Raw genomic sequence first — 10,649 nt, 5'->3', positions numbered from 1 at the left:
TGATCCGAAATGAGTTACAAACGAGGCAAAATCGACTGAGGATCAGATGAGAATCAAAGGGCCTCAGATTAATCAGCCATCCTATCGATGTTGAATGTAAAAAACAATTCGCCCGTGTATCTCTCTTGATTGAACTGCACATTCCCGAAAAATAGTACGGATAGCTGATTTGCGCTTAATCTGAATCCATTTTTCGCTTTTATGCAGTTTTGATTTTCACTGGCATTCTCACTTTTCTACAATGGATGCTCTCTTGAAGGATATGCCGTCAATTGACACCTGTAATTGAAGCCCTGTTGAAAAGGTCCAAATATGAGTCGCTTTCTGTGCATGAAAACACTGCTGATGCTGCCGCTGTACTTCGGTTTTTGTAACGGAACATTTTTACTGGGCAAAGCTCCCGAAGGAAGCACTCAACAACAGCCAGGACTGGTCATGCAGGAATTTATTTACAAAGAGGCTCCTTTTCCTTCCTGTCATGCCTCGACGATAGCGGAAACTCCCGAAGGTCTCGTGTGTGCTTTTTTTGGTGGGACTGCCGAAAAGAATAAGGACGTGGAAATCTGGTTTTCGCGAAATAACGGAAACGGATGGTCTGAGCTGACGAGTGTCGCTAACGGCGTTAAAGATGCGAGCCACCGTTGGCCTTGCTGGAATCCCGTTTTATTCCAGACCAAGCCGGGAACGTTGCTGCTATTTTATAAAGTCGGGCCTAATCCAAGTGAATGGTGGGGGATGCTGAAAATCTCTCATGATCACGGTACGACCTGGGGGAAACCGCGTCGTTTACCTGATGGTTTTGTGGGACCCGTCAAGAACAAACCATTTCTGCTTTCCGATGGAACCCTGTTATGCCCGGCTAGTACGGAACACGATGGCTGGCAACTTCAGATGGAATGGACGCCCGACCTGGGTAAAACCTGGCATAGAACCGGACCATTGAATGATGGACATAAGCTGGGCGCGATTCAACCTTCTGTGTTGCGGTATGGTGATCGATTGCAGATTCTGTGTCGGAGTCGTCGGGTCGGTAAAATTGTGGAGGCCTGGTCAGACGATAACGGCCGTTCGTGGAGCGAGGTGACTGAGACATCTCTGCCTAATCCGAACAGCGGTACGGATGCGGTCACTTTAAAAGATGGTCGGTCGCTTCTGGTATATAATCCGACTACAAAAGGGCGCAGTCCATTACATGTGGCCCTTTCCTCTGATGGAAAAAATTGGAAAACCGGATTGGTTCTGGAAGATCAGAAAGGCGAGTATTCTTATCCGGCTGTGATCCAAACCTCTGATGGAAAAGTTCATATCACGTATACATGGAAACGAGAACTGGTGAAACATGTTGTCCTTGATCCCGCTCAACTGGAACTCAAAGAGATTGATTGAGGGGCGGAGTCGTTGACTGAATCAAACCCCATTTCTTCTATTCGCAAGAATTACAGAAACATTACATGGATTGTGTTTCAGTGGATTCTGCAGGTTTTCTTTGCGCTCTGGTTGCGTTATCAGTCAAAGGGTAAAGAAAATCTACCGGTAGAGGAGGGGGGCTTACTGGTGAGTAATCATCAGAGTTTTCTGGATCCCTTACTGATTTGTCTGCCCCTGAAACGTCCTGTGAGTTTTATGGCCCGCGATTCTCTGTTTCGCATCCCGATCCTGGGGCCTTTTATGCGTTATCAATTTGTCATCCCCATCAGTCGCCGGGCAACCAGTTCCCAAAGTATTCGCACAGCGATTGATAATCTAGAACATCACAATTTCGTTGGCATTTTCCCTGAAGGAACGCGGACGACCGTTGGGACAGTCGAGCGATTTAAGCCTGGATTTCTTGCATTATTGAAGCGAACTGACAGTGCCATCTATCCGATTGGGATCGCCGGTGCGTTACGAGCATTACCCCGTGGTGCTTCTTTTCTGCGACCAAAGCCGGTTCGAGTGGTATTCGGCACGCCGATTACCAGGTCAGAAATTCAGGAATATTATGACAGAGACGCGGAAAAAGAATTGCTCCAGCTGACGCATCAACGTGTTGCCGAATGCCAACGACAAGCGGAAGAATGGCTAAACCCTGATTCAAGCGACTGAATTCTCTCTGAGTCGGCATTGCCATTTCAGACTGCCTTTACTATGGTTTTCCCCAAATGAGCACTCGTTTTAAAACGCAAGTCACACACATATTCTTTCAGAGCAGGTAAAACCCATGTCGGAACGGATTCTCAGTATTTCCGGGTTGCGGGGCGTTGTAGGTAATGGATTAACGCCCGAATATTTAACACGATTTGCCGCAGCCGTTGGTACATTGGCAAATCAAGGGACTATCGTTGTATCACGGGATGGGCGGGGCAGTGGAGAAATGGTGCGTCATGCCGTTGTAGCCGGCCTGATTGCGACTGGCTGCCGCGTGATTGATGCCGGGATTGCCACGACTCCTACTTGTGGCGTTCTGGTGACTCACCTTAAAGCAGCGGGTGGCATTCAAATTACTGCGAGCCACAATCCGATTCCGTGGAACGGATTGAAGCCCTTTTCTGCGGAAGGTTCGGTGTATAATCAGTCGCAAGGGGAACAGTTACTGGATGTACTCAACAACGAAACGTTTAACTATGTTCCCTGGGATCAACTCGGTACGCTCGAAATCTATGATGATGTAGCGGGGCCGCATATCGCGCGCGTTTTAAAATTAGTCGATGTCCCTAAAATACAGCAACGTAAATTCAAAGTGGTCCTGGATTGCAATCATGGTTCCGGTGGCGTGGCGACACCGCGATTACTAGAAGAACTTGGTTGTGAAGTCGTCGTCCTGGGGGGAACGGCGGATGGTCAATTTGCTCATACTCCGGAACCTCTCAAAGAAAATCTGACATCCCTGTGCGATGAAGTGATCAAACACAATGCGGATGCCGGCTTTGCACAAGACCCCGATGCTGACCGTTTAGCGATTGTAGATGAAAACGGCCGCTTTATTGGAGAAGAACTCACGTTAGCATTGGGCGCTGATTATGTTCTGGCGCGAACTCCGGGACCGATTGTCGTCAATGGTTCTACCAGCCGGGTTACTGCAGATATTGCCGCCAAATACAACTGTCCCTTCTTCCGTTCCTATGTAGGAGAAGCCCATGTCTGTGCCAAAATGAAACAGGAATCTGCCATTATTGGGGGCGAGGGCAATGGGGGAGTCATTGAACCTAGCGTCGGCTATGTGCGTGACAGTTATGTCAGCATGGCTTATGTTCTGGCTGGTCTGGCAGCGTCTGGTCAAACATTGAGTGAATGGGCTGATTCATTACCCCAATACAGTATTGTGAAAGATAAGATTACTTGCCCCCGGGAACAGGTTGAGGCTGCCTGTGATGCATTGGAAACACATTTTGATACGGCGAGTGCATCCAAAGGGGATGGTCTGCGACTTGACTGGGATGACCGCTGGGTTCAAGTGCGAGCTAGTAACACGGAACCGATCATTCGCGTCATTTCCGAAGCGCCTCAAGAGACAGAAGCTCAGGAACTTTGTGCGGAAGCGATGAAGATTGTTTCCGAGGCTGTCTCCTGAATCATCGTAAAAAAAGAGTAAATATCACTGAAGATATTTACTCTTTTTTAAATTTTGCCATCAGCGTGTGGAATTCAGCCTTCCCAACGGGTCTTCATGAATTCCAAACCTTTGGTTGCCAGATGTTCTTCTGTGGGAAACATTTTGCGCCAGATGCGGGTGGCAGCTGCTAACTCGGGCAATGCCAGTCCGAATGCTTCAATCATCAACCAGCCATCATAATTCACTTCTTTGAGAGCGGCAAACGTTTCGTCCCAATTCACTCCACCTTCGCCGGGAGTCGAGCGGTCATTTTCTGAGATGTGCACATGCACCATCTGATCGGCACATGCTTTTACGGCAGAGGTAATGCTTTTCTCTTCAATGTTGGCATGAAACGAGTCATACATCATTTTCAGATTCGGGTGATTGACCTCGCGTGTAAACTGAGAACAATCTTCAGCGCTATTCAGGAAATAACATTCAAAACGATTCAGATATTCGCAGACGAGCATGACGCCATTCTGCTGTGCATGATCGGCTGCTTTTGCCAGTGTATCTTTGCCATAGTTCCATTCGTCGGCAGTTCGTCCGGCGCCACTGAATTCTCCGAGGGCAGAGTGGATTGGTCCACACAGGTGTGTGGCTCCGGAAGCGGCACACATATCGATCATCTGTTTCAATCGCGTCAATCCGGCTTCACGAATTTTCGCATCACTGGAGATGGGGTTTTCATCGGGCGTGCAAACGGTGACTGCCGTACAACCGAGGCCTAATTCTTTCAGCTTGTCTCCTACTTGTGAAAATTTCTTTTCATCTGCTTCGAAAACGGGTAACTCAACGCCATCGTAACCCCAATCTTTAATCTGTTCGAGCAGACCAAAATGAGACTCATTTACATCTGACGTCCAAAGCAGCATATTTAAGCCGTACTTCATTGTGATAGTCTTTCAATCAATTGAAATTAAAAATGTTCAGGCGGCAATAAATCGGTAATACGATTTTCCACGATCTCTCGGCCTGTTATTAAAATTGAAATCGTTTCCTCTGGTAATGGTTGTAGTTTGACTCGTTTCATCACTTGATTCAAGCGTACCAACATTCTTTGTGGAACAAGGTAGTCTCTTAAAAAACCTTCTTTATGAAATCGTACGAGCCAGCGCTTCAACTGATCGGTTTGCTGAGTCGCCATCCGATTTGTGGCGGCTTCGATTTCCTGCGGATCAATCTGGTTGAACGCCTCATAATATTGGTCAATCAGGGTTGGGTTTTGCTGGATTAAAACGCCATCTAATAGCAATTCTGTCACGATATGCCCTAAAAATCCAACCCGTGCGTACTCATCGTTTGCAAAAATATTACGAAACAAAATAGAGAGATCGGTGCTGACTTCCAGAAACCCCTGAGTGGAATGGAACCAATGATCATCGTCCAAATGCTGTTTGATTCCGGAGGCAATTTCGGCATGGATTGATGATTCGTCCTGCGTCAAGGGGACGACATTTTTCATCTTGAGTCGGACACGACGATCCACAACCGATAATAAATCGGGAAGGGCCGTTCCCGCCATAAAATAAGGCCGATCAACGAACCGCATTCCATGCGCAAAATAATTCATGAAAACGCTTTATCAATGATAAACTGAACAATAACACTGAGGAGATTCAATCGTAGCTGATCTGGATTCAAAATCACAGTTGGAGAGGATAAGGTTGCCTCACATTCCAATGGGATCTACCTGATTTCCAGTCTATCTGCAAGGATTCCTCTGTTTTCATTCACAAATCTGTCCCGTCCTGATGTAGAACCCAGGTCATAACATTGGATACACTCTGAAGTATGCGTATAATGCCTGACACATCGCTGCATACATCTATTATTGATTCCGTGCTGAAAGAGGAATATGTCTGATTCACCTTTAAATTTAATGTTCCTGCTACGCGATCATAGTCCGCATATCCAGTCGGCCTGGGAGCAAATCAACAACTACATTCAAGCACAATCTTCTGTATACGTCTCGTCGGTCTCCGTCATTGAGGACTTTTGCCCAACTGAGTCTGAGGCCGACCTGGTTGTTGTGTTGGGAGGAGATGGTGCGATATTGCGGGCCTGTCGTCAGATGGGACTCAAGCAACTGCCTATGATCGGCATCAATCTGGGACGATTGGGATTTCTAGCCGATTTAACCCCCGAAGGATTCTGCAAAAATTTCGCGTTGATTCTGGAACGAAAATACCGAATCGTCGAACACCTGATGTTTGAATGCAAGCATTTTCTATCAGATGGAACATCAAAATCCTACCTGGGTCTGAATGAAGTTGTGATCAGTTCGGCAGGTGCGATGTCGATGCTTGATGTGGAACTGGCCATCGATAACGAGCTGGTAACAACGTATAGCGGAGACGGCCTCATCATCAGCACTCCTGTAGGCTCTACCGCTCATAGTCTGTCTGCTGGAGGTCCCATTCTGAAGCAAGACCTGCAGGCGTTTGTCATCACGCCGATTTGCCCACATACTCCTTCGAATCGGCCACTCGTTGATAAAGCTGACGGCCTCTATTCTTTAACCGCCGCCAATGTACCAGATGGAGCGATGCTGGTGATCGATGGACAAATCAAAGTTCCGTATTCTTCTGGCGATCGCCTGGAAATCACCAAAGCTTCGGTCACATTTAAACTCGCGCGAATCCCCGGTTTTAACTATTATTCCAGGCTCAATCGGAAACTGGGCTGGGGTGGTCAGCCGAAATATGGTGCTGAGTAGTCAGTTCGAGCTATTTTTCTCGATCTCTTGCAAAAATGCCCTCCCCATAAATTCATCGATGTGCTAATCTCACCCGAGGTTATGGAGAATTAGCAACCATTTTATGAGGGAAGGAGTCCCCAATGCGTCCTTTTGCGTACTGTGTGCTTTCATTTGTTCTGAGTTTGTTGACAGTAGTTCCAGCGGCCACTTTTGCGGAAGAGGACGCCACTGAATATATCTTGAGATATAAATTCACCGCTAACGAATTTGTGCATTACGATGTCGATTCAAAGAACAAAATGGTTGTTGAAAAGAATCAGGCCAAGGTGACTACGGTCAATAACACGAATACTTTAAAACACTATCGTGTGATCTGGGTCGACGAGAAGGGAAATGGCACACTGGAAACTATGATTGACCGTGTGCAGATGAGTGTGAAGCTTGATGACCAGGCGGCTGCCACCTTCGATTCTAAACAACCCATAGAAAAAGACCTGAAACAATTTGAACCTATTCGCAAGTCGATCGGCAATGCTTCTCGAATTATCTACTCTCCCCTGGGGAAAGTTGTTTCTAAAGAAGAGAAGCCTGATGCACAAAACCAGGGATTTATGATCCCGCTTCCTGAAAACAAGGTCAAAATTGGTGACAGCTGGAAGGAAGAATATGATGTCGAAGTGTCGGTTGGTAAAACATTAAGGAAAAAAGTCCCCATTCGCCGGACCTTTACATTGGAATCCATGGAAGATCAGATTGCGGTCATTAAGTTCAAAACAAATGTCCTGAAACGCCAGAATGACCCCAAAATCGGGCTCCAACTGATACAAAAAACACCTTCCGGGTCGATCAAACTGGACATCGAACGCGGAGTTATCATTTCACAGGATGTCTCATCTGATAAAGCACAAATCGGAATCTTCGACGGCCAGGGAGCAATGCGTGCGATTACCTCTCGAGTGGAGTCACTGGTGGACCCCGCAACCATCGCTAAGACAGATACAAACACTGATTCAAAATAATCAATCTTACCTCAAATCGCTCACCAAATTTCAGCTCATACCGTTTTGACAAAGCAGACCTCTTTCTTTCCAATCAGTTTTGAGATTGGAATCACTTTTTTAAAGGCTGGCAAGAGCTTATCTGTTGACGCTGACTACAATTATTTTACACTGAGGTGTCTGCGTAAATGTATGCAGGTTCTTGCACACTGTCTTTTCCATTAATTCTCCCGCTTCAAGTGCCAACAGGTGAACGCCCACTGAACATCCAGGCTTCTTTCTGACTTTTCACAGGGGAAAGTTTATCTGCAAGACGAAAGGGTCTGACGCGTGAAGTGGTACGGTCAATGTCTGGAAAAGGGATTATTAACTATTACAGTTTCAATTGAGAGTGGATATGAAACGGGTTGAACTTTCTCAACAATTAATGAGCTTGTTAAAAGCGGCCAAGCGACTGGCCAGTGATTGTGAGATTGAAGTTGTCTTCCTGTTGGCCGATATTCCCTATGACTTTATGGAACTCAAGAAGTCACTTGGAAAACTGCGGCTGGTTGTCTCATCCGATAAACCTGATGTCCAGCGTGCCGCTCAGGAAGATGGAATTGACCTGGTCCCTTTAATTCACGAGCCACAAACCAGGCAGGTTCAAATCAGCCAGGCCATTCTGGAAGCGATCGCGGATGAAATCCTTGCTTCTGGTGACCGCATTATTGCACTTTATGCCGGATTTGAGCGAGAGCACGCAGATTCATTAAGCATTGTCAGCCTGGCAGATCATCTGGCAAAACTGACTTCGCGAGATTTACAGCGACTTGAGACCAAAGTTCCTTTGCAGACATTAAGAACCGTTGTCGATCTGGCAGTAGAAATCGGTCGTGAAGGTCGGGAGGGAAAACCGGTCGGTGCCTTATTTGCAGTAGGAAACCATCGTAAAGTCTTAACACTGAGTCACGAACAGGTTCATGACCCGTTTAAAGGCTATTCCCAAAAAGACCGCGTGGTGAGTAATCCCCGCGTCAAGGAAAGCATGAAAGAACTTGCTCAAATCGATGGAGCATTTATTATCAGCTCTGATGGGATTGTTCAGTCGGCGGGCCGTATTTTGAACGCCTCGGCTGAAGGCTTGACACTTTCGAAAGGTTTAGGATCCCGGCACTGGGCCGCGGCTGCGATTTCCAAAGAAACGGGCGCCATTGCCATTGCTGTCTCAGAATCAACGGGCACCGTGCGGATTTTTCAGGATGGCTATGTAGTGCTTCGGATTGAACCTATGAGTAGTGCTATGAAGTGGTTTGATTTTGATACTGAACCGCCTCAATCGGAATAAAATCAGCTGATTTTTCCAGGCATCCAGCGAACCTATCATCTACTTTTATAAGCAGATACGAAGAATTCTCCAAATATTCTCTTTCCATAAATTGTAATATTTGCTATTAAGCTGCCACACAATGTGCTATTCGGCTTCGTCGAATATTTTTTGCACCCAAAAACGGTGTTAAAAAGCTATCAATATCGTCTGTGAAATTCATCTGTCAAAACTGAATTTCTCCGACTCTTGATAGCGGCAAATATAGTCTGTGTCACTTAAAGAGCTTGTTCAGCGGGAAGGGAGTCCCATGTCGAATGTAGCGATCAAACTCATCGCCGTTTCTGGAGTAGTCGGTCTCGGGGTATTGATGTTTCTGCAGGCCCAAAAAGGAATGCAAACGGGCGAGATTGATAAACAACTCAGTCAATTGGAAATCCAGAAGGAAGCTGATTTGAATTCAGGTTCTCTGGGCATGACAGCAGATCTGTCCGGTGTACCATCCCAACGGGAACCCAAAGCGGATTCAAAAGTCATCCCACTCGATCAGGTTCCCGCAGAGCTATCTGAATTGACAGCCCTCGATGCCGCACCCATAAAAAAAGATGCTGAAATTCCTTTTACTCCGAATAGAAAAAATACCACTCCAAAAATTCGACTCACAGGGGCAACAAAAGAACCCACGGCGATAAAAGATCGTCTCGATGCACCTGTGAAAGGTCTGGATTTTCGAAGCACGCCTGAGACGAAAGCACCCCGTCTTGCTGAAAATCCGTTTTCGGATTCCGTCAAGAAGCCAACTGCAGAACCAGCGAAGAGCGAGTCAACAGGCATCGCGCAAACTGAATTTAAAGCAGGACCGCAATTTGGCGCTCCCCTAACTTCAGACCCAGCTCGCATGAAGGGTTATACAAAAACATCGATTCCACCGCGCGAGATAATTACAAACGAAACAAAACCTGCCAATCCATTTGACTCGGTAAAAACAAAACCGACTCAACCTTCACTGGTACCTGCGCCAGATCAACTCGCGTTTAGTGACGAGCTACCAAAAGCTGTGAAGCGTCCTGGATTTGAAGTCAATTCCCCCGCTCAAACACTCGAATCCAACGATTCGCCGTTTGAGATTAAAACACCAACTGTTCCTGACACTCCCTCAATCGAAGAAAACCCGTTTCAGGCTACTCCCTCAAAAGCTGAGACGACAAAGCGACCTGCATTGCCGGCAACACAAACGCCGGCCCCCGCAATCGAACCAGAATTCAACCCCTTCGAAAATGATCCTGTTGCAAAAAAAGGCTCCGCTTTTGAAGCCAAGCCCTCGGCTGCCAAGCCTTTGCCAATCATCACGGAAAATAAAGAGAAAAAACCGACTGCGTTCACGGGTGATTCCGCGAAACCAAGTGTGAATCCTTTCCCCTCTACTATTGAGAAGAAAACTATCCAACAACCTGTTTCAGCAAATAATTCTTCAGATGTCGTTGTGATCAAAAAACGGAAAGCGGATCCTAGCCCCAAAGAACCTTTGCTTTTTAACCTCAAAAACCAACCTGCTGTTTCCAGTAAGACAACAGCACAGCCTATCGAAATTACTCCGACACCTGAACCGAAGGCATTAAGTCTCGTTGAGAGTCAACAGCCAGAATTACAGGCATCGGTTAAGCCAAATATTCAACAGAAAATTCAGTCACCGAAAATGACGATTCAAAAATTGGCCCCTCCCGAAGCTGTACTAGGCCAGCCTTTCATTTATCAGGTACTCGTAAAAAATACGGGGACAACTTCTGCTCAGGAAGTGGTTGTCGAAGATCGCATCCCGCAAGGCGCCAAGCTGACCGGTACCATTCCCCGGGCAGAACAAATGAATGACCGAATTATCTGGCGCCTGGGTACGATGGATCCGGGCACGGAAAAGAAAATATCAATTCGAGTCATACCTGAAGCAGCAGGCCAGATCGGCAGTGTGGCAACAGTTAATTTTGTCACCAAAGTGGGAGCGGAAACCAAAATCACTGCTCCCCAACTTACCATCAAAACTGATCGGCCAGCAGCAGTCAAGCCAGGTGAAAT

8 protein-coding genes and 1 pseudogene are annotated in these 10,649 nt (G+C 46.7%); 7 read left to right on the top strand and 2 right to left on the bottom strand.

Annotated elements, in window-relative coordinates; translation table 11 throughout:
• Positions 1–312 precede the first annotated feature (312 nt).
• The 3 genes from Q0668_RS14210 to glmM all read left to right on the top strand — a co-directional run bounded on the left by Q0668_RS14210 (position 313) and on the right by glmM (position 3,550).
• On the top strand, positions 313–1,386 hold the full coding sequence (locus Q0668_RS14210; RefSeq protein WP_298865817.1) for a sialidase family protein: 1,074 nt from the start codon (positions 313–315) through the stop codon (positions 1,384–1,386).
• 12 nt (positions 1,387–1,398) lie between these two features.
• Positions 1,399–2,085: a lysophospholipid acyltransferase family protein gene (locus tag Q0668_RS14205; RefSeq protein ID WP_298865815.1), complete on the top strand. Its 687-nt coding sequence runs from the start codon at positions 1,399–1,401 to the stop codon at positions 2,083–2,085.
• Positions 2,086–2,200: 115 nt separating this feature from the next.
• Positions 2,201–3,550, top strand: a complete 1,350-nt coding sequence (gene glmM, locus Q0668_RS14200; protein ID WP_298865813.1) for a phosphoglucosamine mutase — start codon at positions 2,201–2,203, stop codon at positions 3,548–3,550.
• 74 nt (positions 3,551–3,624) lie between these two features.
• On the opposite strand, the gene Q0668_RS14195 is transcribed toward glmM, so the two are convergent.
• Both Q0668_RS14195 and Q0668_RS14190 read right to left on the bottom strand, forming a co-directional pair.
• A complete protein-coding gene (locus tag Q0668_RS14195; RefSeq protein WP_298865811.1) occupies positions 3,625–4,467 on the bottom strand; it encodes a sugar phosphate isomerase/epimerase in 843 nt (280 codons plus the stop codon).
• A 26-nt stretch (positions 4,468–4,493) separates the two neighbouring features.
• Positions 4,494–5,147 carry a hypothetical protein gene (locus Q0668_RS14190; RefSeq protein ID WP_298865810.1) on the bottom strand — a complete coding sequence of 218 codons (654 nt, stop codon included), beginning with the start codon at positions 5,145–5,147 and terminating at the stop codon, positions 4,494–4,496.
• Positions 5,148–5,432: 285 nt separating this feature from the next.
• On the opposite strand from Q0668_RS14190, the gene Q0668_RS14185 reads away from it, so the two are divergent.
• From Q0668_RS14185 to Q0668_RS14170, 4 genes and pseudogenes are all read left to right on the top strand, one after another.
• Positions 5,433–6,293 carry an NAD(+)/NADH kinase gene (locus Q0668_RS14185; protein WP_298865809.1) on the top strand — a complete coding sequence of 287 codons (861 nt, stop codon included), beginning with the start codon at positions 5,433–5,435 and terminating at the stop codon, positions 6,291–6,293.
• 122 nt (positions 6,294–6,415) lie between these two features.
• Positions 6,416–7,294: a DUF6263 family protein gene (locus Q0668_RS14180; protein ID WP_298865808.1), complete on the top strand. Its 879-nt coding sequence runs from the start codon at positions 6,416–6,418 to the stop codon at positions 7,292–7,294.
• Between the two features lie 376 nt (positions 7,295–7,670).
• Positions 7,671–8,600, top strand: a complete 930-nt coding sequence (locus tag Q0668_RS14175) for a diadenylate cyclase (protein WP_298865807.1) — start codon at positions 7,671–7,673, stop codon at positions 8,598–8,600.
• Positions 8,601–8,889: 289 nt separating this feature from the next.
• A pseudogene (locus tag Q0668_RS14170) lies at positions 8,890–10,649 on the top strand (hypothetical protein); the annotation flags it as partial.

Source organism: uncultured Gimesia sp., assembly GCF_937910335.1.
Taxonomy (GTDB): Bacteria; Planctomycetota; Planctomycetia; order Planctomycetales; family Planctomycetaceae; genus Gimesia.
Note: the sequence above shows the minus strand (reverse complement) of the source record. Positions and strands in the feature narration are given on the sequence as shown.

Excerpts from the sequence above, each read along its gene's own strand:
- Q0668_RS14210 (WP_298865817.1), top strand. The coding sequence starts at position 313 with ATGAGTCGCTTTCTGTGCATGAAAACACTGCTGATGCTGCCGCTGTAC.
- glmM (WP_298865813.1), top strand. The coding sequence starts at position 2,201 with ATGTCGGAACGGATTCTCAGTATTTCCGGGTTGCGGGGCGTTGTAGGT.
- Q0668_RS14195 (WP_298865811.1), bottom strand. The coding sequence starts at position 4,467 with ATGAAGTACGGCTTAAATATGCTGCTTTGGACGTCAGATGTAAATGAG.
- Q0668_RS14190 (WP_298865810.1), bottom strand. The coding sequence starts at position 5,147 with ATGAATTATTTTGCGCATGGAATGCGGTTCGTTGATCGGCCTTATTTT.
- Q0668_RS14185 (WP_298865809.1), top strand. The coding sequence starts at position 5,433 with ATGTCTGATTCACCTTTAAATTTAATGTTCCTGCTACGCGATCATAGT.
- Q0668_RS14180 (WP_298865808.1), top strand. The coding sequence starts at position 6,416 with ATGCGTCCTTTTGCGTACTGTGTGCTTTCATTTGTTCTGAGTTTGTTG.
- Q0668_RS14175 (WP_298865807.1), top strand. The coding sequence starts at position 7,671 with ATGAAACGGGTTGAACTTTCTCAACAATTAATGAGCTTGTTAAAAGCG.